Raw genomic sequence first — 25,457 nt, forward strand, 5'->3', positions numbered from 1 at the left:
AATAAAGCCCGCCAATTTGGCGGGCTTTTTCGTGGGTGCCAGAAATCTCAGTCACCAAATTTCAGACAAAAAAAAGCCAGCACAAGGCTGGCTTTGAATGTCTTGGGTGCGATCAGGACGCGTCTGCGGCCATTTCTGCGTCATGGGCAATCAGCGAAACGAGGGCGTTTTGCTGGCGATGAGAGAGTTGTCGGAATCGTTGAAGCAGCTCGCGCTCATGCAATGACAGCTCTGGGCTGTCTAGCCGCATGCTCAGCTCTTCACCCAACGCACCTTCCTGAATAAGGCTTTGCTCAAGGCGCGCGATGATTTCGGAGTTCATGCTGCGGTGATGATTACGAGCCACCTCGGCAATGCGTTCCCGCATTCCGTCTGGCAGACGTACGACGAACTTGTCAGCCGTACGGCTGGAATAAATTGCCTGTTTCATTGGGCGCATATATTTAACCGGTTAGTTCAGGGGAGCGGTTCTCGGGATTGGCCGCAGGATGTCGATAGGACAAGCCCCTTAGCCAAATGTTCAACCTGAATTGTTAAGAGGCCCGCATCATGCCTCAAAATTGCCAGATCATTGGCGCCAATTCTGTGACAAATATTGATCCGCGTAAAGGCGTTCTGCCAGTACCCTTCGTCAAAAATGCGGACTGGTTGGAAAAATTCCCAGGTCCGCATCTTGTGACCACGGCATCGTGTCTATGTGCCATACCGTCCGGCGGATAACCGTGACGTAGGCACCAGCGCGGTGCTGTCCTTGTATTGTATAGGATAGTGGCAATTTGCCGATTTACTAGAATGAGCAGAGTGGGCCAGATGAGCGGCGGCCCGGCCCGGGTTCTTCGGTGGGAGACTTGGCCAGCGGTACATCTGCCTACACTTAAAAAGCCATGGACGACATGACAAACGCCAGGCTGACCGTTAACATGCACGCCGTCCAACGCACCGCGTTTCTCGTGGTCGACTTGTGTCTCAGTAGCTCAATTGGATAGAGCATCCCCCTCCTAAGGGGAAGGTTGGCAGTTCGAACCTGCCCTGGGACACCATCTTTCTCCAACCCTCCAATAGTTTGCCTCCCTTTCGCCAAATCCCCATGGTGGGGGCGGACGTCGGTTCGTTCACCGCGAAAAAATCCATCTCGTACAGGTCCGACCAGACGATTTCTGTCGGTGGTTTTTAATGCGTCCTGTGAGACACGTCTCTTTTTTGAGCAGAAAGTTTCTCCTCCCTTGAACCGAAGGCGATATGCAGAGTCTGGTGTGCGCGTAGTTTTGCGCATCAGCAGCGTGAGTATTTTTGGTGTCAGCCTGGATTTTCCGGCGTTCCCCGAAATGAAAAGACCGATACCGGTGCTTTGTCTGCTCGCCAGTTTGCTGCCATTTTCGTATCGAGGGATCGAACATGTTTTCACCCGCCCATTGGGCGAGGTCGTACCTGGCTTTGCTGTGCCTTTCTCCGCTAACGCTCGCTTACGCTGCACCCACCCCCGGCGACACGGACCTGATCCGTGAGCGCCAAGATCGCTTGCTCGAAGAGCAGCGTCGGCGGCTTGAAGAACTCAAGGATCTGCCGGGCAAGCCCGCAGCGCCCCAGGCTCCGGTTGCTCCGAGCGACAGCCGTTGTTTCCCCATCAAAACCATCGAAATCAAGGGCGCCGACAGTCTTTCGGCCAGTGAGCGCGAACAACTGCTCAAGCCCTATATCAACCAATGCCTGGGCGTGTCACAGCTTAACGAGTTGCTCAAGGCCATCACCGACTACTACCTGGAAAAAGGTCTGGTCACCAGTCGTGCCTATTTGCCGCAACAGGACCTGTCCAGCGGTCACCTGCAAGTGCTGGTCGTTGAGGGCCGGCTGGAAGGGCTGAAGGGGGCCGAAGGCAGTGGTCTATCCGAGCGGGAGCTGGTTATGAGCTTTCCCGGCAAGGCGGGCGATTTGCTCAATCTGCGGGATATCGAGCAAATGGTCGACCAACTGAACCGTTTGCCATCCAATCGCGTGCAGATGGAGTTGGCGCCGGGACAGGATCTCGGTGGCAGTGATGTGCTGGTCAAAAACACCCCGCAAAAGCCTTGGCGCGTTGGCTTGGCGCGGCATAACGATGGCCAGAAGAGCACCGGCGAACAGCAATGGGGCACCTCCTTCGACTGGGACAGCCCGCTGGGCCTGGCCGATCAACTGGCATTGCGCGGCGGCCACGATGCCGTCAGCGATCACCAGAAAACCTCGCGCAATGCCATGCTCTATTACAACCTGCCGTTTGGTTGGTGGAACCTGAGCTACAGCTACAGTCAGAGCGAGTACCGCGCCCTGGGCCAGGCCAACGGCTTCAATTTCAAGCAGAGCGGTGACAGTCAGAGCCATCAGGTGCGCCTGGAGCGGGTGGTCCATCGCGACGCGGTGAGCAAGACTTCGCTCAACACCGGCTTGGCGTACCTGCGCACTAACAACTTCGTCAACGACAGCAAGCTCGGTAATAGCAGCAATCGCATCAGCGAGGCGCAGTTCGGCATCAATCACGGACGACGGGTCGGCAATGCATTCGTCAACCTGGACCTGGGTGTACAGCAAGGCATCGGCGCTCTCGATGCCCAGCGCGACGACGATCCGGGTCCCGGGCAGGCCGACGCCCGCTACCGCAAATACACCGCCACCCTCAGCTATTTGCAGCCCTTCATGCTGGGCGGCGAATCCTTCAGTTTCAGCAGCCTGATGACCGGCCAGCGCAGCGAGGATGCGCTATTCGCCTCGCAGCGCATGAGCCTGGGCGGACTGGCGTCGGTCCGAGGCTACAAGGACCAGACGCTGTCCGGCGACAGTGGTGGTTACTGGCGCAACGATCTGCGCTGGAGCCGCCCGGTGACGCTGGAGTGGCTGCGCCCGGTGTTCGCCGAATACGGCACCAGCCTCGGTTACGACCAGGGCGTGATTCGCGGCAATCGCTACAACGGCGACCAGCACGGGCGCATGTCGAGCCACTCGCTGGAATTGTTTGCCCGTGGTGAGCACCTGAGCGCCAGCGTCACCTTTGCCCATTCCCTGGAACGTCCGGATGCCCTGACCGAGCGCGAAGCGCCGATCTACTTGCGCGTGGATGTATCTATCTAATTTCTGTTGCAACGAGACCTGATCATGGACGACCGCCAACACGCCTTTCTGGCCCGCCAGCCTTCTGCTGCCTTGCAACCCCCCGAGCACTTCTGGGGCATGCCCAAGCGCGGCCTGGCATTCCTGTTGGCCAACGTCATGTTCTGGCAGCCGCTGTGGGCCCAGGCGGACGGGATCGTAGTCAGCGCGCCGGGCACCCGTCTCGGTCAGGCGGGCAACGGCGTGCCCATCGTCAACATCGCCAAGCCCAACGGCAGCGGTCTGTCCCACAACCAGTTCAAGGATTACAACGTCGGCAGCAACGGCGTGATCCTCAACAACGCCACCAACGTCACCCAAGCCACGCAACTGGGCGGGATCATCCTCGGCAACCCGAATCTCAAGGGCGCGGGCGCCAAGATCATCCTCAACGAAGTCAACGGCGGCAACCCGAGCCAGTTACGCGGTTACACCGAAGTGGCGGGGCAGTCGGCGCATGTGATCGTCGCCAACCCTTATGGCATTTCGTGTAACGGCTGTGGGTTTATCAATACCCCCAAAGCGACCTTGACCACCGGCAAACCGATTATCGAAAACGGTCAGTTGAGTCGCTATCAGGTTGACCAGGGCAGCGTTGCGATCGAAGGCGCAGGCCTCAACGCCAACAACGTCGACCGTTTCGAGATCATCACCCGCAGCGCCAAGATCAATGCCGAGATCCAGGCAAAGAATCTGACGATTATTGCCGGGCGCAACGACGTCAACGCCAACACCCTCAACGCTACCGCCCGCGCCGACGACGGCAGCACCAAGCCGCAACTGGCCATCGACTCGTCGGCTCTGGGCGGCATGTACGCTGGCGCCATCAAACTGGTAGGCACCGAGGCGGGAGTCGGGGTCAAACTCGATGGCAAGATGGTCGCCAGTGGCGGTGATATCCAGCTTGATGCCAATGGTCATTTGAGCATGGCCGAGACGGCTGCCACCGGCGCCGTCGACATCCAGGCCAAAAGTGTGGAAACCCGCGGCCAGGTGTACGCCGGTAGCCGTCTGGACGTGAAGACCCCGGGTGACCTGACCAGCCAGAACAACCTGGTGGCGCGCGACAGCATTCGCCTGGACAGCGGCGGCACGCTGAGCAACAACGGGATTATCGAAGCCGGGGTCAACGCCGATAACAGCCGCAATACCGCAGGTGATGTCACCCTCACTGCCAAGCAACTGAACAACGGTGGCAGAACTGTTATCGCCAGTCGCGACTTGAATGTCACGACCACGGCGGCGCTGAACAACCAGGGCGGTACGCTCAGTGGGCAGCGCAAGACCACCGTCACCGGCAACATGGTGGATAACCGCAACAAAGGCCGCCTCCTCGGCGGCACCGAACTGCACCTGAACGCCGATCAAGTCCTCAACAGCCAGGGCGGCCTGATCAATAGCCAGGGCCTGCTGACTGCCAACCTGGGCCACCTGGAAAACAATGCAGGTGAACTGTCGAGCCTGAACAGCGCGACGCTGATCCTCGGCAGCCTGGACAACCTGACCGGTCTGGTCATGGCCGGCAAAAACCTCGACATCACCAACACCGGCGCGATCAAAAACCAGGGCGGCGAGCTATCCAGCCAAGGCGTCATGACCGTGCGCACCGCCAGCCTGGACAACCGCAGCAAAGGCACTGTTGCCGCCAATGGCAAGCTGGTGGTCACGGCGACCGGTAAGGTCAACAACGCTGACCAAGGCCTGATCGCCAGCCGCAGTGCCGGCGTCGAGCTCGAGGCCTCCAGCTTGGATAACGCCAAGGGCACTTTGCAGGGCAAGGGCTTGGTCACCGTGGATGTATCCGGTGATATCGATAACCAGGGCGGTACGATCATCGCTCAAGACGCCGACCTAAACATCGAAGCGGCCAACCTGGACAACCGTGGTGGCGTGCTCTCCAGCGTCAAGGCCGCCCTGGAGGCGCGCACCACTGGCGTGCTGAGAAATGGCTATGACCTCGATGGCCAGGGCGGCACGATTCAGGCCCAAGGACTGAACATCCAAGCCTTGGCGGGGCTGTTCAACGACGGCGGGCGCATGGCCGCACAAGCGGGCGATATCGTGATCACCAACGCGGGTGCGGATATCGACAATCGCAGCGGTGGGATGTACGCCACGGGCAAGGTCAAGGTCATTGGCCGGGACATAGACAACAGCGGCGGCGGGCAGGTCAGTGCCAATCGCATCGACTTTGACCTTTCGGGCGCGCTGAACAACAACGCCGGCATCATCGAAAGCCAGGACAGCCTGGATATTCTCGCTGCCAGCCTGAGCAACCAGAAAGGCCAACTGCGCACCCTGGGCCAGAACAGCACGACGGTATTCAACATCGGTGGCCTGTTCGATAACAACGACGGCACCCTGGAAACCGCCAGCCAAAATGTCGGGCTGGACACCAACAGCCTCCAGAACGTGGGTGGCAAGCTGTTGCACACCGGCCTGGGAGTGTTCGGCATCAGCCAGGCCAACCTGGGGCAGGCCGGCGGTCAGCTGGTGACCTACGGCAACCTGACGGTGACGGCTGACCGCTGGACCAACAGCACGGCGATCCAGGCCGGGCACTTGGTCGTGGATGTCGACCAGATGACCCAGACCGCCACCGGCCAGTTGCTCAGTACCGACAGCCTGGTGGGCCGTGGCAGCAACTGGCACGTTGACGGCCTGATCGGCAGTGATGGGACCATCGACCTGCAACTGACCGGCGCCTATACAGGCAACGGCCGCTTGAGCAGTCTCGGCACCTTGGGCCTCAAGGCCGCGCTGATCAATCTGGAGCAAAACGGCAGCATCGCGGGCGCTGGCAACACAACCGTCGTGGTCGATGGCGTCCTCAACAGCTACGGTCGCCTGACCTCGGCGGCGGATATGAGCGTCACTGCCGCCACGATCAACAACTACGGCACGTTGGGCAGTGCCGGCGCGCTCGGCGTATCGACCGGCGACCTGCTCAACGAGCGAGGACTGATTTTCAGCGCAGGCAATACCAGCCTGCGCGTCGACAGCCTGACCAACCGTTACGCCGATATCTACAGCCTGGGCAACCTGAGCATTGATCGCGATGGGCTTGGCACGCATGCCAGCCGCATCCTCAACAGTTCCGGCTCGCTGCAGAGCGACGGCAGCATGCGCCTGGCGGCCAGCACGATCGACAATGTGCGCGAGATATTGACCACCAACGATGCCGGGATCTACACCGCCTCGATCAGGGGAGTCGCCTGTATCGCAGGCGTCAATGCCGGTGATTGCAGGGGCGGCAAGCAAAACCAGGTCTGGCAGATCATTCAGCGCGACAAGTTCGAAGTGACCGCGGCCAGTGCCGCCTCCAGCATCACCACCGGCGGCAACCTGGATATCCAGGGCGGCGCCCTCACCAACCAGAGCAGCAGCATCGGTGCCGCCGGTGCATTGACCGCCAATCTGGTCAGCCTGAACAACATCGGCCTTGAGACCGGCGAGATAGAAACCTCGCGCACTTTCATGTCCGCTCGCACCCGCAGCCCAGGTAGCCGGCGCGACGCCGCCAATACCTTTACCAACAAATACTGGATTCAAAGCCCCACCTACGACCCCAACGACCTGAGCGGTCTTGAAGCGGCGATGAGCCGTTTTATCGGCAGAACCGAACGTGAGCTGCCGCAGTTCCGTACTCAAATAGCCACCACCGATAACCAGACCTATGCCGCGATTATCCAGGCCGGCGGTGCCATCAACATTCCTACCCAAGGCGACGTCAACAGCGGCGTCGTGCGTGGCGGCTACAACTACGTCGGCGCTGGCCCACGCACCGACACCCAGGCCGACAACGCCTTCTCGACCCGTATCAGCGTCAATCGGCAGCTACCCCCGAACCTGATTCAGCAACAGGTCGATCCGCTGGCCTTGCCGGGCTTTGACTTGCCCACCGGGCAAAACGGCCTGTTCCGCATGAGCGGCGACGGCTCCACCACGCCAACCCAAAGCACGGGCCTGACGCAAGTGCGTGGCCTGCCGGATCGCTCGTTCCAGGCCAACCCGCAAAAGTACCTGATCGAGACCAACCCGGCGCTGACCGACATGCGCCGGTTCATGAGCTCCGATTACCTGCTGACAAACCTGGGCTACGACCCGGACACCGCCGCCAAGCGCCTGGGCGACGGCTTCTACGAACAACGCCTGATCCAGCAAGCCGTGATCGCCCGCACCGGCCAACGCTTCCTCGACGGCCAGAACTCCGACGACGGCATGTTCAAGTACCTGATGAACAACGCCATCGCCAGCAAGGACAGTCTCAACCTGTCCCTAGGCGTCAGCCTGACCGCCGAACAGGTTGCGGCCCTGACCCATGACATCGTCTGGATGGAAAACCGGACGGTGAATAATCAACAGGTGCTGGTGCCGGTGCTTTATCTGGCCCAGGCCAACAATCGTCTGGCGCCGAATGGTGCGCTGATTCAGGGCTCAGACGTCAGCCTGATTGCGGGTAGGAACCTGAACAATGCGGGCACCTTGCGTGCGTCCAGCAACCTGAGGGCGACGGCGGGCGACAGTCTGGTTAACAGCGGGTTGTTGGAGGCGGGGAATCGTCTTGAGGCGTTGGCGGGGAATGATCTTACTAACCGGGCGGGTGGGGTTATTGCTGGGCGGGATGTCAGTGTTGTTGCCGTGACCGGTGATTTGACCAATGAGCGAACCATCACGCGGCATGCCAGCAGCACTGGCTACAAGACTGAGCAACGCGACTTTGCTGACAGCGCGGCGCGGATTGAGGCGAGTCATGACCTGAGCGCGGGCGCTGGGCGGGATATTGCCAATGTTGGTGGTGTGCTCAAGAGTGGTAACGACACCACATTGCGCGCAGCCCGAAATATGAACATCACCGCCGCCGAGCAGGTGGACAGCCATACGCAGGGCAGCAAACATCGAGACCAGACCATTACCCAGAATGGTTCTAGCGTTACGGTTGGGCGCGATCTTCAGGCCGCTGCGGGCGGTGACCTCAAGGTGGTCGCTAGCCAGGTCGAAGCCAAGCGGAACTTGGCCATTGTCGCTACCAAGAACTTGACCTTGGGGCCAGCGGCGAATGAACAGCATTCGTATGGCCAGAGCAAGAAGGTCAAGAGCATCGAGGATCATGTCCAGCAGGTGTCCACCACGCTCAAGGCGGGCGGGGATGCGACGCTGAGCGCGGGGCAGGATCTCACGTTGGTAGCGAGTACGGTCAACGCGGGGAATGAGGCGTATCTGGTGGCGGGTAACAACCTCGCCCTGAGGGCCGCGGCGGATCAGGACTACAGCTTCTACAGCAAGACCAAGAAGTCTTCTTCCGGGAAGAAATTCCGGCTGGATGAAACGGACAGCACCACCCAGGTGGGCAGCCTGGTCAGTTCTGGCGGCAACAGCACACTGGTGGCGGGAGAAAACCTGCTGTTGGCGGGTAGCGCGGTGACCGCCGAGAAAGGTGCGACGAAATTGGTCGCAGGCAAGGATGTTCAGATTTTTGCCGTGACGGATTCCGACAGCGCTCGACATGAGCGTAAGGAAAGCAAAAGCAGTTGGGGCGGGTTCAAGTCGAGCAAAGTCCAGGACAAGGTCGACGAGAAACGCACCACGGCGGTGGGCAGCATGGTCTCCGGCGAGACGGTTACGGTCGCGGGCGGCCAAGATGTGAAAGTGACGGGCTCGTCCCTGGTCAGTACCGGTGATCTGGCAGTCCAGGCCGGGCGCGACCTGACCATCGACGCGGCGCAGAACACCTTCTCGCGCACCGATATGCATAAGGAAAAGAATCGTGACCTGACAGGTGTGCTGACCGGTAACAAGCTGGGCCTGGATGACATGACGGGCAACCAGCATCTGTTTATCAACAGCCAGAAGCACAACGGCACGGCTACAGAAACCACGCTCACCGGCAGCACAGTTGGCTCCAGCTCCGGCAATGTAACGCTGACGGCTGGGCGCGAGTTGAGTGTGGTGGCTAGTGATCTAGTCAGTACCAAAGATATGTCCTTGAACGGTGCTAACGTCACCATCGCTGCCGGGACTGAAACAGCGGATCAGATCAGCAAGGATAACTCCAGAAGTTTGGCCGTGGGGCGTGTAGTCGGCGGGATAGTGGTCGATACCGTCAAGAGCATTCGTAATGATGTACGGGCGGCACAACAAGCCGATGACAGCCGCTTAAAGGCAGTTAAAGCTGCGCAGGCGCTGCTTTCGGCCTACAACGCCATGCGCGGCGATGACAGTGCGGCTAATGAGTCGGATGGCAGGCCAGCCAACAGCAAAGGCTCTTTTATCAAAATTGGTACTGAGCTGGCTTCTACTCGCAAGAAGAGCACCAGCGAATATCACGCTGAAACGGTCAAACAATCGACACTCAACAGTGGTGGCAGCCTCGCCATCGTCGCCACGGGTAACGCGCCAGACACCAAAGGCGATATCCATATTGTTGGCAGCAGCCTTAAGGCCAACGACACCTTGTTGCAGGCCAAAAACAACATCACTCTGGAAAGTGCTCAGGACCGAAGAAATTGGGATAACCAGAACACCACCAACAAGACCAGTATTGGAGCCAGCTTCAACATCGGTGAGCAGATGGGGTTCACCCTCGACCTCGGTGCAAGAATGGCCAAGGGGATGGGGACCGGTCGTGAGGTCACCCAAGTCAACAGCACGGTCGATACGGGACTCCTGGTTCTAAAAAGTGGTCAGGACACCACGCTGGCGGGCGCTCAAGTGCGGGCTGACGCTATCAAGGCGGATATCGGAGGCAATCTGAACATCGCCTCGCGCCAGGACGAGGCAAGCCAGAAGAACAAACAAACCAGCGGCGGCGTAGGGGTGAGTATCTGTGTGCCTCCGTTCTGCCTGGGGGCAATGGTATCGGGCTCCGCTGAATTCGCTGGCAGCAAAATGAACAGCGATTACAAGGCGGTGGCCCAGCAGACCGGCTTCTTCGCGGGTAGCGGCGGTTACGACATAAATGTCGGCAAAAACACCACGCTTCAAGGCGCGGTGATTGCCAGTGAAGCCAGTGTCGACAAAAACCATCTCAGCACTGGCCGGTTGTTGGTCAGTGACATCAAAAACAAAAGCGATATCAAAAGCCAGGCCGCGGGCCTGAGCTATTCCGGTGCCACCGCAGGATTCGATGACGCCCGCTCCGGTGTCGGCGGCTCGATACCGTTGATGCTCAAGGAGTCCGACAGTAGTAAAACCCGTAGCGCCGTCAGCCTTGGGACGATCGTCGTGCGTGATGCTGCCGGGGCGAATGATCTTGAAGGTTTGAGTCGCGACACCGCCAATGCCAACGCTCACCTCGATCGGCCGGATGAAAAGGCCATGCAGGAGCGTATCGACCTGATTCAAAGCTCGGCGCAGTTGTCAGGCACCGTGATCAGTATGGTGGGCAAGGCCAAGGCAGATGCGGCAAACAAACAAGCGAAAGCGGCGGTTACCCCTGAGGAAAAACAAGCGGCTGCGGTTGCACTGGCTGACGCCAGTAGCTGGCAAGTGGGTGGTGATAAGCGGCTCATGGCGGACATCACGTCAGGGCTGATCGCTGCGGGTCTGGGCGGGGCGACAGGCAGCACAGCGGTTGGAATTGTTGCTAATACGTCGTCCAGTGACATCTTCAACAAAATCGGCAGCTTTGCCGATGCGCAGAAAAATCGAAAAGGAATTGACGACGCGACCCGAGCCGCGTGGGCGGAAGGTGGCGCGGCACGCGTGTTGTTGCATGCGTTGGCGGGGGCAGCAATTGGTTTGTCCAGCGGCAATGCCCAAAGTGGTGCGTTAGGGGTAGGTGCCTCCGCAGCGCTCATGCCATCCATAAGTAACGCGCTAAGTGGTAGCTCGCTGAATGAGAAAGAGCAAAACGCGCTGGCCACCCTAATTGCGATGAGTTTGGGGGCAGCGCTTGGTACAGGAAGCGGAGTCAGCGGCTCGGTGGTTGCGGGCAGCGGTGCGGCCTCAGTTGACCTCAATAACCGTCAGTTACACATCGTTGAGGTCAATAGAATAAAGGCTTTGGCCGGTAAGTTTGCCGAAGATCAGAAGATTTCCGTCCAAGAGGCAGAGGCCAGGCTGCTTGCCCAGGCTCAGCAAAGTGTCGACAAAGACTTCGCCACCGATCATGCGATGGTTGATCTCGGAGCGGTCGTCTTTCTCCGGTCCCAGGCAGAGACGTTTGTTGACGAAAACGGACGCGTGATGTTGATGTTTGCGCCGAGCGGCAAAGATGCTTATGAAAACGCCGGGATGTATGGCCACACTTGGAGTCAGTTTACAAACGAGCAGCGGGCGATGTTGAGCGCCGCGTCAAGCAAAACCCAGTCTCAAAAGGAAAGCGAGATATGGGATGCTACGCGCAATACTGCCCTTGCCGGTTTGGGCAAAGGGGTCGTGAATTACCCTAGCGACTCCATTAACGGAATTATCGATCTCGGAAAGCAGCTTTTTCATGTTGACGGAGTGGGTAATGAGGTTGTTGGCGTACCTCTGGACTACAGGAATGAGACAGAGCAGGAGATTGCCAAGGGTACGCAGAATCTGATAAGCAATGCCATGGCGACGTTGGGCGCTGCGTGGACCTCTACTAGAAAGGGCGTTAACACTGTAGAGAGGGAAACCGAAACCTACTTTAGAGTCGAAGGTGGCGGAAGTGGCAAGAAAACAAGCCAAAACCGGATTAGTGTGAATGAAGATGGTAGTGTGACTATTGATTCCGGGTGTAGCGGCCAACTGTGTGTAAGTACAAACGGTCCTAATCATGCTAGTTATTATCTTGCAAACAGACGGGCTGATGGGGATGTAGTGGTTTTTGAAGTGGATGCAGCTTTGCATAAGGAAATCATGGCTTCGGCGATTCAACAAAAGCCGATGCCGAACGTACCTAGGGACCCTAATGCTCCTAAAATTGTCGATCCGGGTAAAGGCGAGCCGAGTATCTCACTAGAATTACCTAAGGTATGGGATCGTCTGATTGAGCAAAGCTCTTCGAAAGCGCGGGTGTTAACAAGTAAGGAGTTTGTTGATGAATTTGGTAAATGATTTTGACAGCCTGCTTGAAAATATTTTCGAAGGAAGGAAGGACTTGGCTGTGTTTGTCGTTGGCGGTAGGTGCTATTACCTCGCAGATGATAAAGAAAATTTTTGCATTGATGTAAGGCCTGAGTATCGAGGGTATGTTGAGCGCGGTGTTATGGATGGTGATCTTTATGATGCTGCCATTTCTGCGTTTAGAGGTGGCGTCCCGGTCCTAGATATTAATACGTTTCAACGTTACCTAGATAATAACGGGGTTAAAGTTTACTCTTCTGCTTGGATGGGTGATTTTTTTAAGTATGGTCACTCCGTTGCCTATTTTGCTGAGTTCTATAGACATATAGAAGACGTTTTGTCTGGTCGCGCAGAAGCTCGTCTGGCCGAGTGGGATAAGCTAAGGATGAGGCTGCCTCGATTCTACATAAATCTTGATGGTAGGATATTTCAACATGTTGATTGGGATAGGTCGCATGAGTCTTATGTCCCTTCAGATTGGAATGCAAAAGCGTCTAGTGAGTTCGGAGAGTTGATTCCGAGTGAGAAAAAATATTGGATAGTGGATGGAATGGATTTTTGGCGTTTGCAATCTCAGGGGTAATTCTGAGGTGGTGAAAATGACTGGGATAGTGAAAAAAGGGTAGTGAGAAAAGGGACAGAATTATTTGGTTTCTCAATTCTTAATAAGTCCCCTTTTTTCTTAAATGTGTCTAGTCCTGAAATAGGTTTACACCTATTTCACCCCAACGCCCGATGCATCGCATCGGGCGTTTTGTATTTCAGAGACAGGTGTGGACGCTCGCGGTTGTAGATCGATACCGACTCACTGACCATCTTCTTCGCCTGCGTTAAATCCTGTGGCCGCTGGAGCAAAAGCTCTGTCTTCAATATCCCGTTGACCCGCTCTGCCAAGGCGTTTTGGTAGCAGTCATAGCCATCAGTCATCGAGCACCTGATGCCGTGCTTCGCATGCAACTCCTGATATATTCCCGAGCAATACTGGCTGCCTCTATCTGAGTGATGCACCAGCGGCTGCTCCGTTCGACGGTATTTCACCGCTCGGCGCAGCGCCTGCGCGACCGACTTGGTGTGTAGGCTTTCATGGACGTGATAGCCCACGATCTTTCGTGAAAAAGCATCCGTCACAAGGCTCAAGTAGGCCACACCTTCCTGAGTGGGCAGATAGGTGATGTCAGCCACCCAGACTTGTTCCGGGCCGCTGGGAATAACTTGATTAGGGCCGGGTTTGAGCAGGTTTGGATGACGCCGAAAGCGGTGATGGCTGTCGGTTGTCTTGTGATACGCCCGCTTGCGGGCTACCAATAAACGCCGTTCACGCAGAATCGAAAACAGGCGATCTCGACCCACTTGCAGCTCAAGCTGAGGTTGGCACTGCAGCAAGTAATGCAGCTTTCGGGCGCCCAAACGTGGCTGCCGCTGACGTTTTTGCTGAACGAAATCGGCAACTTTCTGATCCAGAGCGAGACGCGCCGCATCGGCGCGATTGCGTTTGTAGTAAGCCTGTCGGCTTATCCCCATGAACTGGCAAGCCCTGCTGATGCTCAAGTTTTGGATTCGTTTTTGCGCGAGGACTTGCCGGGACGCTTTTTTACGACAGAGAGACCGTAGTCATTTTTCAAGACATCCACGACCGCCTCGAAAAACTGCGCTTTCTGATTGGACAGCGCCAACTGCTCTTCAAGCTCTTTGATGCGTTGCTCTGGCGTTAATGGTCGGTTTTTGTCGGGCATAGACCCCATCCTCGGCGAGCCAATGTATGTGCCTGGGCTCCAATCTTGCCGACCATGCTTGCGTAACCACGTCAGAACGGTCGTTTTGCCTTGAATCCCGTAGCGCTCCTGAGCCTCTTTATAACTCAGCTCGCCTTTTTCGACCTGGTCGACGACCGACAATTTAAAGGTCAGCGTGTAGTCTCGCTGACTACGCCTTTTTCCTGCTTCCATTACGCCCTCCTGAAAATAGATCAGAGGGTGTAAACCTTATTCAGGACGGGACAATGTTTCCAAATAAATCTGTCCCCTTTTCTCCAAGCACCGACCTGCCGAAGAATGAAAATGAGTTCGGCGCCACGATGCCGATCGCCATCAGCGCCAGCGATGACGCCAGCAGCGTCACCCGCAGCGGTATCAGTGGCGGCACGATTGTCATCAGCAACGACGCCGAGCAGCAGAAGCGCACCGGCAAGAATGGCGAGCAAACCGTCGCCAGCCTCAACCGCGACGTGTCCAGCGACCGTGACACCAGCGGCGTGCTCAAGCCGATCTTTGATGAAGACGAGATTCGTGCCGGTTTCGAGATCGTCGGGGCGTTCGCCAACGAAGCCAGCACCTTGCTTGCCAACAAGGCCAAGGAAGTCGATCTCAAGCGCAAACAGGCTGAAGCCGCCGAGGCCAAAGCTCTGGACCCCAACGCCCAGCTCACTGACACCGAACGCCTGGCGCTGATCAACAGCTCCCAGCAGTTGAAGGCGCAAGCCCGCAACATCGCCGACAACTGGGGCGCGGGCGGCACCTACCGGCAGATCACCACCGCGCTGGTGGGCGCGGCCAGCGGCAACATCAGCGGCAGCAACGGCGCCTTCGTTCAGGGATTGGTAGTCAATTACGTGCAACAGCGGGGCGCCGGCTACATCGGCGATCTCGTCGCAGACGGCAAACTCACCGAAGGCTCGCCACTGCACGCCGCCCTGCACGGCATCGTCGCCTGCGCAGGTGCCGCCGCCAGCAGCCAGAGCTGTGGCAGCGGTGCCGCGGGCGCAGCGGCCTCGAGCCTGCTCACCGGCCTGTTCTCCGAAGCCAGCCCCGATGAAAGCGAATCCCAGCGTGAAGCCAAGCGCAACCTGATCGTCAGTATCGTCACCGGGCTGGCCGCCAACAGCTCCTCGCTCGACCCGGCCACCGCCAACAGCGCCGCCGGCGCAGCGGTGGACAACAACTGGCTGGCGACCCAGCAGTTGGTTCAGGCGGAGAAGGAGTACAGCGAGGCTGACGGTCTCGGGGCCAAAGCGCAGGTGATCGCCAAGTGGGCGTACATCCACAAGAAACAAGACGTCTTGACCCGCTTCGGCGTGGGCAAAGGCTTGGTGCAGGCGGGCTGGAGCGACGTCGAGGGTCTGGCGCAATTCCTCCTCCATCCGGTTGACGGAATCAACGGCCTCAAGGCCCTGGTCAACGACCCCGAGGCCCGCAAGCAGTTTGGCGACGGGGTGGTCAACGAACTCAACGCTAAACTCGACCGTGTTAAAGATGCCCTGGAAAACGGCGGGGATGATCGCGCCGTGCAATTGGGCCAGGACATTGGCGAGCTGGTTTGGCAGGTTGGCAGTATTGCTACGGGGGTTGGTGGGGCGGCCAAGGGTGGCGTGGCATTGGCGAAAGCCGGGATCAAGGTGGGCACGGAGGGGCTCGAGGCGATGGCCGGCCTGGCCAAGTTCGATAAGCTGGTGGCCCGTGGTGGGCAGTTTAACCCCAACGGCACCCCGCTGATGGATTTCCGGGCGCTCACCAACGCACAGAAGAGCATCATCGGCGATGTCATGGGCGGTGAGCGGATCAAGTCACTGGTGCCGAGCGCCGAGAAAATTGGCCGGGCCCCGGATATTGGCCAAACCGGTATTGATGACTTGTACAAGGTCGACAAGCCGGGTGTTGATTACTTGGTTGTGGAATACAAGTTTGGCTCGTCCAAGCTGAAGCCGACCAAAGACGGTTTGCAGATGAGTGATGATTGGTTACAGGGAACCAACACTAACTACGACCGCATTCTGGAATCGGTCGGTGGCAACCAAAAAACGGCTGACAGCATCAATAAAGCAATGGCGGCTGGTCGCGTCGAGAAGTGGTTGGTTCACACAGATCCATTCGGAAACGTTACCGTAGGTGTTCTGGAAAAAGGCGGGAAGTTTGTGACTGATCCGGTTGCAACATCCAAGTTACTGGGGGGGATTCAATGATTCGGGCACCGCTGGGAGACTCCCGCTATTGGTCGGAATGGGTTGAGTATGGTGATGAGAGCATCGTCGAGGCGCTTGAGACCGCCGCTAAACCTGCCGGCGATCCCGACTATGCGCCGCAGTACGTTTTCATCATTGCGCAGAAACACTGGCACCAGATGCTACGACGGTATTCCGCTGGAGATCCGATAGCGGACCTGTCGCGATACTTTCCTGGGCTGCTCGATGCCTGGGAAGAGGCCGAGCGCCTTGGCGCGACGGTCTGGACCCAGGAGCAGCAATTCACCCGCCACAGCTGGCGTGTCAACTACGACCATTACATCACCTGCTTCTGGCTGGTGGGGTTGGGATTGGCGCTGGATATCCCAGATGACCAGTGGAAGCGGTTGTTGGCGCTGATCGGTAACGAAGGCGGGGACTTGTTGCTCGACCGAATAATCGCGAGTCGCAGCCCTGAACGCAAAATAGGTTCAGCGCTTCTTTACCCAAAACCCTACGCTCGGTTGCTGGCGGCGGTAGACGCTCCGGCGGATTCGCAAGCATCGCTGTTGAATGCATTCGTCAAACATTGGTACACGGACGTGCGTACCGGTGCCAAGTCTGGCTCTGATCCTCAGGCCGTCAGTTACAGACATCCCTATTGGTACACCTACGGCGATGAAAACTTCGACGGCGGCGCCTATTTCGGTCGTTGGTGCGTGGAGGCGGTGGCGGCGGTCAAGGCTTTTGATATGGACGATTCACAGTGTTTGGGGCTTGAGCATTACCCAGGGGACTTATTGAGGCCCAACGGCCCGAGTACGCACCCGGTAACGCGGCAGGAAGCCGAGCCACCTGCAACGGTGGCTGCGGAAAGTAAAGCTGGATTTTGGGCGAGGTTGTTGGGGCGGCGTTAGCTGTCCCGAAATGGGCGACCCACAAGTCGCCCGTTTTCTTTATTCCCCTTTTCTTCAAGAACCAGCGAGAAATATGGCTACCCTTTTTTCGAGGTAGGCAGGAGGTCGGTATGAAATATTACTTACTGCGCGAAGATATGCAGATTCCTCAATGCCGGTATTTGGGAGAAATCAAACACTGCAATAATTGGCTCTTCATTGATCCTCCGGTTGTGTACATGGAACCCTGTACCTATACGCTCGACGTTATCAACGAAGGTGTGAGTGTGGATTTTTCCTTGGCTGGATATACTTCTGTGCCGGTCCTGAGCAATAAAGCCAGAGATGCGCTGATTGGAATTCCCGAGGTTGATGAACCCTATAGGAATATGGTGCTTGAGCCTGTGACGGTTGCAGGGGAACAATTTTTTAATCATTACTATGTAATGATTGTCGAAACCCAATTGGATTGTGTAGACGAAGCACGTTCTGACTTCGAAAAATATGAAATCAATGATCCCGTACGACCGGATAGGGCTGGTGAGTACAGGGTCTTTCTGAACCTCGTGATTGATCCCGACAAGGCTCAGGGGAAGCACATTTTTCGTCTCGGGAAGCACTTGGGGGCGTTGACTGTGAGTGAACAAGTGAAGCACCGTTTGGAGCGTGCAGGCTTGGCCGGAATGCTCTTCGAGGGGGTTAACGGGGAAAGCAGGGTCGTGTGCTGAGCAGGCGAGCAATTGGCCCACAGCATAGGATTCTGCCAGCAGAGGAAGCCATACGATGAGGGATGAGGATTTCGGGTATTTCATCAGTGTAATGGGGGAAGCCACATCTCATCGGCAAGCGCCAGACTCCCACCTTGCGAAATATCGTGGAGTTCTACCTGACGTGCTGCTCGGCTATTGGCAGCAAGAAGGCTGGTGCGGGTACGCCAATGGGCTTTTCTGGACAGTGGACCCGGATGACTACAAACACCTGCTCGATATGTGGCTCGCGGACACTGTATTTCCGCAGATAGATAACTACCACGTTATTGCGAGAAGTGCGTTCAGGACCCTTTATGCCTGGGGAGAAAAGTACAATCAGAAAATTGTTGTTTCGTGCCCGACGGGCTCCTTCGTAGCATTGATGAGTAAGCTGAAAGCGCCCAGTAATAATCCAGACCTTGCCATTCAGACATTTTTCGCTATGTCTGATAAGGAGCGTTTCGATTTGGAAGATGGTCAGGGTGAGTTTCTATTTGAGCGAGCGCTGGCGAAGTTGGGCCCTTTGGACGAAAGTGAGCTCTACGGCTTTGAGCCGGCTTTGTTCGTTGGAGGCACTGCGTCGTTAGAGCATTTGGTTAAGTGCAATCTGGATGTCCATTTGACGGTGCTTAGTCGAATGCGATCCTGAGAAGCAGGGGGGGCCGTGAAGAAAACGGGCGACCCACTAGGGGAGAGGGGGGAGATTTATTTAATTGCTCTGTTCTTAAATAAAACTATCCCCTTTTCTTTTTCTCCTTTTCTTGGTAATTGTTGGTTTTAAGAATGCACCTAAGGGTGGGAGCTGATGAGTGAGCAGGAGCTGTATCAAAGAATTGGCCAGCTTTTGTTGGATGCTGGTCCTTCGGAGGCTCGGAAAATAGTTGTTAGAGCCAGGCTTTTTGCTGAGGGTGATGGAGGAAGTTATGAGTTTGACTATTTCGATAAGGTAAACCACTCCAGCTGGTTTGATCCGGATAGCAGGGCTGTGGGGGATTTAACAGAATTATTGGTTGAGCTCCGGGGCTTCTATGTTGAAAATGGTTTGTGCCACAACGGAAAAGCCTGGTCTTCGTGTGCAGTCACCCTGGATGTGAAGGAAATGAAAATTAGCATTGACTATAACTATGATGATTGATTTGTTTTCGTTCATGGAGGTTGGAGAAGGGACAGAGAATGTTGCATGGAATTTCCAAGCGAGCCGAGGGAGACCGGGGAAAAACCCCGCTTATGTACAACTTTTTAGTTAGAAAACGTGGTCTGTTCCTGTTATTCCTCATGAGAACGCACCGAAGTGAAAAAAAATAATAACCTACTTGAGCAGCACCGACGCTGGCTTTCCCGGTCGGAAGGCATGACGGCTCAGGAGCTTGCCTACATTGAAGAGGATCTGGCCAGCGACTCGTTAGGTGGATTGAACAATGTGGCTGATTCATTGGGGATGCTGGCGACCTATTATGGCATTCAGGGCGAAGTCGCTATCAGTGACAGAGATGCTTCTGGCTGGGAGCATGTCTCGCGCTCGATGATGTATCGTTATTTGGCGCTGATGCTCAAAGCAAAGGCTTTCTCCAAAACGAGTTTTCTTCAAGGCGTCAAAACTGTCCCCAATTTGACTAATCAATTGAGCATTACCGGATGCTTGCTGGCCGGATTGATAGTGGCTGATCGTCGAGATCTGGCTGCGTCCGTAGCCGATGTGCTGGCGGGGATGCTGACCATCAATGGCGCCGTCGATTCCAGCTATCTTAAACAGCGTCGATTCGAACCGTTCATGCTCTGGCTTTATTCAGTCTATGCACAAGGAGATACGCTTCCAGAGATCAAGTCGATGGATCTGGGTATTTATCAAAACGTGATAGACGAATGGACAAATGAGCAAGGGCTTGCTCATGCACTGGAAGAGCTATGTCAATATCACTTATCCAATGTTGAAGACAACGGTGGGGCCTGGGACCCTGAATTCAAATATGCGCCTTTCGATTTGTTGCCTTTGGAGATCCACGCGATTTTCCAGGTCCGACAGCAACTAGGTTTGACTGTTCCAGCTGTGTCGAGTCCTTTATTGTCCGCAGAGACGGCTGCGCTGGAGAACCTGGTCATCATTTCTGATCAGCTTGCGGTCCGGGTAGAAACGGCCTACGAGAGTTTCTTCGGGGTTTAGACGCAGGAGCTATCACAGAGGGAAAAGGGAAAAGAGGACAGATTTATTTCGGGAAAAGGGGGCAGATTTATTTAATTACTCTGTTCTTAAATAAATCTGTCCCATTTTCTTCTATTTTTCTTCTAAAGGGTGTCCTTTTCGGCTTCTTTTCGGGTTTTCTACCGCCAAAGGTTAAGCAATGATTATGCGTTTAGAGATGGTTGAGAAGAGCCTCGTCGAAAAACTAAAAATCTCCAGTGAAGAGCAGCGACGAAGTGCGGTAAAAGTAGCCTGTGAGCTTGCTTTTCAGGCCTGTCCGGTAGATGTGCCTATTGTTACCGAATCCCTTGGGCAACTATGTCTTGGTAATAAGCTCACGGCTGAGCAGGCTTCTGGGCTAGATATTTTGGTTGCGCAGTTAGATGAACAGTATTTTGACTTGCAAGATAGCCTGAATGATGGGCAAAACTTAGATGTAAAAGTCCATCGGTTGTTTAGCCAGGCGCGTGTTGTATCGGCGCTGTCCTTGGCCGGTGGAGAAAATTCGCTTATGGCAGCGACCGAAGCGATATATGAGGCATCATCAGCTGTTGATGATAGGATGTATATTTTTAAATCCGTATTTTCGGTTTTGTCAGAGTCTTAATGTTAATTGTTAAAGCTGTCTCCTTTTTGGGAGGGTCGCCGGGGACAGCCCGCGTTTCTGTACAGTTTTTTAAAGAGAAAACTTGGTCTTTTCCTGTTTTCTTCTTTGAGAGAAATTCTACAGGTGAGGTTGTTGCGCCTCGGAGTGCTTCGTAATGAAGTTGAAAATTGAATTTCCCAAGAATTTGGTTACGAATGAGTTGCTTCGGCAGAAGCGGATTCCCTGTGTATGCAAGATAGCCAGCGAGTTTGAGGTTTTTTTTGCGGAAACTATTCCTGAATCGTCTGGAGTGGTGTTGGGATGGGATCGAAAAAAATTGGAGTTAAGAGCTGTTGCAGGGGCAGGTGGTCAGTATACGCATCATGCTTCTGGCATGATTACTCTGAAGGACATTGGGGATGGTGTTTATGAAATAATTGATCTTGAGATGTTTTATAGGAGTTTTGGTTGGTGCGCTATCTTGAGGGGCGGTGAATATGCACCACCAGGGGAATTCTGGGACGAAGAGTAATGGTTGCGAGGATTTATTGCCGCCTTCACCAAAAACTGGCGAGAACTAAACATGAATTCTTTGTTGTCGAACTGGTGTGCCTTCTGTGAAGACAGGGCGGTTTTCGATAAATCTCACTTTTTGGGATTGTTGAAAGCGCACAGTGGCTCCGAGGAGATTCGACGTATATTTAGTTATTTTTCGTCCTCGGAAGAGTTGGTTGATAGAGTTGAGCGCGTTCTTGCCTCTGGAGATGTGGAAACGTCTCTGTATCTCTTGCCAAGACTTAAAGTTGGAAGTGATGAGCTAATTCGGCTAGGTCGGGAGTGGCTCAAGGAGCAAGAAAGAGTATGTGGGGTTCTCGGTGACTCCGAAGTCCTCAGTATTTGTGAAGATGCCCGAGTGCTTTTTGTTAATGGTCACGATATGGATCATTGGCTTCAACAAGATATACCTCATTATTGGGTTTTTGATGAGATTGGGGATGCGATCAGAGGAAGCCGGGTTTCTGATACTGAGCAAATTTATGCGCTGTTTGAGGCGCTTTATGGATTGGCTGCGGATTATTATCTTGCTTGGTATGTTGGGCGGCCGTTGTTTAAATTCGAAATTGATTTGGAACCCTATTTTAGATTCTGGCGGGCTGGAGGAAGATGTGCTCTCACCGAGAGTGGGTTCTTTGTAACTAACTAGGGCTAGTATGGTTAAGGTGGAGGGCGGATTTTTTTAATTGCTTTGTTCTTAAATAAATATTTCCCTTTCTTTCGTTTTTTTCTTTCTTTTTTACGAGCGAACACCACCTTGTCCAGCACTGGCTAGGATACGCACCCGACGGTTTCGATAGAATGAAATATCTTGTGTTGGGATGTTTCCCATTGACTTGCAGGACATTTCCTAGAAAATCCCAACCCCTTGCGCCTGCCGATTCCGGTGCCTAGTCTTTGTTCGCCGCTGCCAATCCAGCGGTCGGGTTTAGCAGCTCGAAATCACGTTAGGCGCATGGCAACTGCCATTCAGTGCGGGCGTTTTTATTGCTCGAAGTCTTATGGCGGCTGTGCGCAGGGCATCTTCGGGTGCGCCGGTTTCCTAACGTACCGGTCTGCTAACCTGCGCATGGCTGCCACCCATTCGTTTAGCAGCGAACGTGGCGGCCCCCACTTACGTTAGGGGTATTCCATGGACAAACTCATACCAGACCCACCCGTTCCCCCGCTGCATCTGGACATCGCAGCCGACGCCAACGCCGAACGTGTCATCGATTCCTATTTGAACCCCAAACCTGCCCAGCCTGACAAGAAGCCTTCCCCCGACCAGCTATTCACTGTCGTGGAGGGCATTGATGCTGAGAGCCTGCTGGCCAACCTCAGCGAAACCCTGGCTTCTGCCAATGTCATGGCCAATGACCTTGCGTTCGAATTGGAAGGCTCTCGACGGCATTTTGCATTGGGGCTGCAACAGTTGATTGAACTGGGGCAGATGTTGGCAAACCGGGCGCTGGATGTCGTAGACCCCAGATAGGCGCCGAGAAAAACGGATTTGATCAATGTCGACCGATCAAATCCGTTTTTGGTAGGAGCTGTCGAGCGAAGCGAGGCTGCGATCTTTCTCCTGACAGTTGAATTTGAGGCGAAGATCAAAGGATCGCAGCCTCGCTTCGCTCGACAGCTCCTACAGCCCCTGACCTAAGAGCTGGCCTTTTGTTAAAGGCTGAACCGCCCAACCATGCTGGTCACGTCCTGGCACAGTTGACCGTGTTCTATGCCCGGCAGGTAGCCGATAGGTCCCGGAACTTCCCCACACAATCTCTTAACGGAACGCCATTTCCTGCCGATACCCTGACGAGCCCTGTTTTCTATAGCGTTTCGGCGCGCGAAAACGGCTAGCAATGCGCGCCACACCGGGCGGTGACACGGCGTTTCGTTGTTTTGCCATTGGGTGCATCTTCTTACTTGCCTGGACATCCTCGATGCTGGCGTACCACCAAAAAAGTTTTCTGATCGTCGATGATTTCTCGGATTTCCGCAGTTCCGTCCGGTCCATGTTGCGTGAACTGGGCGTCAAGGACGTGGACACCGCTGACACCGGTGAAGTGGCGCTGCGCATGTGCTCGCAGAAGCGCTATGACTTTATTTTGCAGGACTATCACCTGGGCGACGGCCGCAAGAACGGTCAGCAGGTGCTGGAAGACCTGATGGTCGAGAAGCTGATCAGCCATGAAAGTGTGTTTCTCATGGTGACGGCTGAAAGCAGTCAGGCGATGGTGCTCAGTGCCCTGGAGCATGAGCCCGATGCGTACCTGACCAAGCCGTTCAATCGTTCGGGCCTGGCTCAGCGGCTGGAGCGGCTGGAGCAGCGCAAGACCCTGCTCAAGCCAATCCTGCAAGCCTTGGATCGTGGCAAGCCGATGGAGGTGCTCAATGCCTGTATCGCCCTGTGCAAGCAGGATCCGCGCTACGGGCCGTTGTGTCTGCGTTATCGGGCCGATGCGCTGCGGGACTTGAATCAGAACGAAGCCCTTGAGCGTCTGTACAACACCATCCTGGCTGACCGTCCTTTGCCGTGGGCCTATGCGGGGCTGGGGAAGTTGTTGTTCAAGCGCGGCCAGGTCGGCCAGGCCAAGGACGTGTACGAGAAGGCCTTGAAAGTCTTCCCGATGATGCCGGCGCTGTATGACGGCATGGCTGAAGTGCTGGTGGCCGAAGGCGATACAAAGCAGGCGCAACACGTGCTGGAAGAGGCGGTTCGTCTGTCGCCCCTGGCGGTGCGTCGACAGTCGCTGCTGGGCAAGCTGGCGATGACCAACGAAGATTTCGAGACCGCGTCCAAGGCCTATCGCCAGGCGGTGGGGCAGGGCGCGCAGTCGCGCTTCAAGGACCCGGAAAGCAACCTCGGCCTGGCCCATGCACTGATCAGCAAGGGCAGCGAAAAAGGCCTGGATACCCGCACCCGGCTGGAAATCAACACCACCCTCAGCGCCGTGGCCAAGGAAAATATCAACGATCCTGGGTTGCAGGTGCGTGCGCGGTTGATGAAGGCCACGAGCCTGTTGCTCAACGATGCCGAAACCGCCGAAAAGCTCACCGAGCAGGCCTTGCAGCGTCTCGACGGCATGGAGCAGTTCATGAGCGCCGAAGCCGCGTTGCTGGTGGCCAAGCAATTGCAGATGCTCGGCCAGACCAGCGCCGGCGAGTCGATGCTCAAGAACTGCGCAGAGATCTATGGCGATGATCCGGCGGTGATGCAAGGCATCGCCAAGCTGACCGACGATCCGAACATCCTCAATCAAGGCAATGCCGCCGCCGAGCTGAACCGTGAAGGTGTGCGCGTCTATAAGACCGGCGCGTTGCCCGAGGCGCGAGAGCTGTTCCGTCGAGCCCTGAAGATGCAACCGAAGAACATCAGTATTGCTTTGAACATGGCGCAGTCACTGTTGCATGGCACCGATACCAGCGTGGAGTCGGAATTGCTGCAGGAGTGCCGCGCCTGCCTGAAACTGGTGGGCATGATGCCCGACACCGATGCGCGTTTTACGCGTTATCAGAAACTGCGAAGCAAGGCATTTGGCGATGAATGACAGCGAACAGGCTCTCGATTTTTCCACGGTGATCGCATCTACCGTGCACGACATGAAAAACTCCCTGGCCTTGCTCATGCAGGCTCATACCCAGTGGCTCGAGCGTTTGCCCGACCCTGAGCGGCAGACCTCGGAGCAGGGCGTCATGGAGTTCGAGTTCGCCCACCTCAATGGCCTGCTGGTGCAGTTGCTGGGGTTGTACAAGCTGGGGGTCAACCAGTTACCGCTGCATCCGGCCTATCACGAGCTGGATGACTTTATCGAGGCGCAACTGGCCGGTCATCAGGATGTGTTCCGCAGTCGCGGGCTCATGGTCACCTACGATGTCGACCCGCTGAGCCCCCTGGGTTTTTTCGATCGAGAGCTGATTGCGTCGGTGCTTGATAACAGCATCAACAATGCCATCCGCCACGCGCGCCAGGCGCTGCTGATCAGTGCGAGCGACGAGGCCGGGCAACTGGTGCTGACCATCAATGACGACGGCGAAGGCTACCCGGCCGAGATGATCGAGCGTCAAGCCGAGTATGTGCAGGGCATCAATCACAGCAGCGGCAGCACCGGGCTGGGTTTGTATTTCGCCGCGCGGATTGCCGGGTTGCATCAGCGTGGCGGCCTGTGCGGGCGTACCGAGATTGCCAATGGCGGGGCGTTGGGCGGGGGCGTGTTCCGGATTTATCTGCCCTGAACAATAGCCCTGGCAATACAAAGCAACTGTGGGAGCGGGCTTGCTCGCGAAGGCGGTGGGTCAGTTTGCAAATGTCTTACTGACACACCGCCTTCGCGAGCAAGCCCGCTCCCACACTAGATCCCACATGTCCCCAACACTGAGTGTTTATTGTCTTGGGCCGCTTGATATTCCGAACACCCGAAGC

15 protein-coding genes, 1 tRNA gene and 2 pseudogenes are annotated in these 25,457 nt (G+C 55.9%); 16 read left to right on the forward strand and 2 right to left on the reverse strand.

Annotated features, from left to right (window positions below; genetic code table 11):
- Nucleotides 1–112: 112 nt before the first annotated feature.
- Nucleotides 113–439 (reverse strand): Arc family DNA-binding protein, encoded by a 327-nt coding sequence (locus PSH57_RS06700; protein ID WP_010226671.1) that lies wholly within the window; start codon nucleotides 437–439, stop codon nucleotides 113–115.
- 524 nt (nucleotides 440–963) lie between these two features.
- On the opposite strand from PSH57_RS06700, the gene PSH57_RS06705 reads away from it, so the two are divergent.
- The 4 genes from PSH57_RS06705 to PSH57_RS06720 all read left to right on the forward strand — a co-directional run bounded on the left by PSH57_RS06705 (nucleotide 964) and on the right by PSH57_RS06720 (nucleotide 12,739).
- A tRNA-Arg gene (locus tag PSH57_RS06705) sits at nucleotides 964–1,040 on the forward strand.
- Between the two features lie 355 nt (nucleotides 1,041–1,395).
- Nucleotides 1,396–3,102: a ShlB/FhaC/HecB family hemolysin secretion/activation protein gene (locus tag PSH57_RS06710; RefSeq protein ID WP_305388622.1), complete on the forward strand. Its 1,707-nt coding sequence runs from the start codon at nucleotides 1,396–1,398 to the stop codon at nucleotides 3,100–3,102.
- Between the two features lie 24 nt (nucleotides 3,103–3,126).
- Nucleotides 3,127–12,147: a two-partner secretion domain-containing protein gene (locus PSH57_RS06715; RefSeq protein WP_305388623.1), complete on the forward strand. Its 9,021-nt coding sequence runs from the start codon at nucleotides 3,127–3,129 to the stop codon at nucleotides 12,145–12,147.
- A complete protein-coding gene (locus tag PSH57_RS06720; RefSeq protein WP_305388624.1) occupies nucleotides 12,131–12,739 on the forward strand; it encodes a hypothetical protein in 609 nt (202 codons plus the stop codon). Before PSH57_RS06715 ends, PSH57_RS06720 begins: the two co-directional genes overlap by 17 nt.
- A 109-nt stretch (nucleotides 12,740–12,848) precedes the next feature.
- Here the strand turns inward: PSH57_RS06720 and PSH57_RS06725 are convergent.
- Nucleotides 12,849–14,102: pseudogene (locus tag PSH57_RS06725) on the reverse strand (IS3 family transposase).
- Nucleotides 14,103–14,182: 80 nt separating this feature from the next.
- On the opposite strand from PSH57_RS06725, the pseudogene PSH57_RS06730 reads away from it, so the two are divergent.
- The 12 genes and pseudogenes from PSH57_RS06730 to PSH57_RS06785 form a co-directional block, all read left to right on the forward strand.
- Nucleotides 14,183–16,111: pseudogene (locus PSH57_RS06730) on the forward strand (hemagglutinin repeat-containing protein); the annotation flags it as partial.
- Entirely contained in the window at nucleotides 16,108–17,007 is a 900-nt protein-coding gene (locus PSH57_RS06735) for a PoNi-like cognate immunity protein (RefSeq protein ID WP_305388626.1), read from the forward strand. The pseudogene PSH57_RS06730 and the gene PSH57_RS06735, both read left to right, overlap by 4 nt.
- 110 nt (nucleotides 17,008–17,117) lie before the next feature.
- Complete coding sequence (locus tag PSH57_RS06740) at nucleotides 17,118–17,714, forward strand: imm11 family protein (protein WP_305388627.1); 597 nt, start codon at nucleotides 17,118–17,120, stop codon at nucleotides 17,712–17,714.
- Nucleotides 17,715–17,769: 55 nt separating this feature from the next.
- Nucleotides 17,770–18,384: a GAD-like domain-containing protein gene (locus PSH57_RS06745; RefSeq protein WP_305388628.1), complete on the forward strand. Its 615-nt coding sequence runs from the start codon at nucleotides 17,770–17,772 to the stop codon at nucleotides 18,382–18,384.
- A gap of 156 nt (nucleotides 18,385–18,540) precedes the next feature.
- Complete coding sequence (locus tag PSH57_RS06750; RefSeq protein ID WP_305388629.1) at nucleotides 18,541–18,870, forward strand: antitoxin YezG family protein; 330 nt, start codon at nucleotides 18,541–18,543, stop codon at nucleotides 18,868–18,870.
- 156 nt (nucleotides 18,871–19,026) lie between these two features.
- Complete coding sequence (locus tag PSH57_RS06755) at nucleotides 19,027–19,896, forward strand: hypothetical protein (protein WP_305388630.1); 870 nt, start codon at nucleotides 19,027–19,029, stop codon at nucleotides 19,894–19,896.
- A 178-nt stretch (nucleotides 19,897–20,074) separates the two neighbouring features.
- Nucleotides 20,075–20,521: a hypothetical protein gene (locus PSH57_RS06760; RefSeq protein ID WP_305388631.1), complete on the forward strand. Its 447-nt coding sequence runs from the start codon at nucleotides 20,075–20,077 to the stop codon at nucleotides 20,519–20,521.
- Nucleotides 20,522–20,675: 154 nt separating this feature from the next.
- Nucleotides 20,676–21,032: a hypothetical protein gene (locus tag PSH57_RS06765; protein WP_305388632.1), complete on the forward strand. Its 357-nt coding sequence runs from the start codon at nucleotides 20,676–20,678 to the stop codon at nucleotides 21,030–21,032.
- 51 nt (nucleotides 21,033–21,083) lie between these two features.
- The gene (locus tag PSH57_RS06770; protein ID WP_305388633.1) at nucleotides 21,084–21,704 is read left to right on the forward strand and encodes a hypothetical protein; all 621 of its coding nucleotides are present in this window, start codon (nucleotides 21,084–21,086) and stop codon (nucleotides 21,702–21,704) included.
- 483 nt (nucleotides 21,705–22,187) lie between these two features.
- The gene (locus PSH57_RS06775) at nucleotides 22,188–22,529 is read left to right on the forward strand and encodes a DUF6124 family protein (protein WP_186655037.1); all 342 of its coding nucleotides are present in this window, start codon (nucleotides 22,188–22,190) and stop codon (nucleotides 22,527–22,529) included.
- Between the two features lie 448 nt (nucleotides 22,530–22,977).
- Complete coding sequence (locus PSH57_RS06780) at nucleotides 22,978–24,585, forward strand: tetratricopeptide repeat-containing response regulator (protein WP_305388634.1); 1,608 nt, start codon at nucleotides 22,978–22,980, stop codon at nucleotides 24,583–24,585.
- On the forward strand, nucleotides 24,578–25,270 hold the full coding sequence (locus PSH57_RS06785) for a sensor histidine kinase (protein WP_305388635.1): 693 nt from the start codon (nucleotides 24,578–24,580) through the stop codon (nucleotides 25,268–25,270). Before PSH57_RS06780 ends, PSH57_RS06785 begins: the two co-directional genes overlap by 8 nt.
- The last annotated feature ends 187 nt before the right edge of the window (nucleotides 25,271–25,457 follow it).

Source organism: Pseudomonas hefeiensis, from assembly GCF_030687835.1.
Classification (GTDB): Bacteria; Pseudomonadota; Gammaproteobacteria; order Pseudomonadales; family Pseudomonadaceae; genus Aquipseudomonas; species Aquipseudomonas hefeiensis.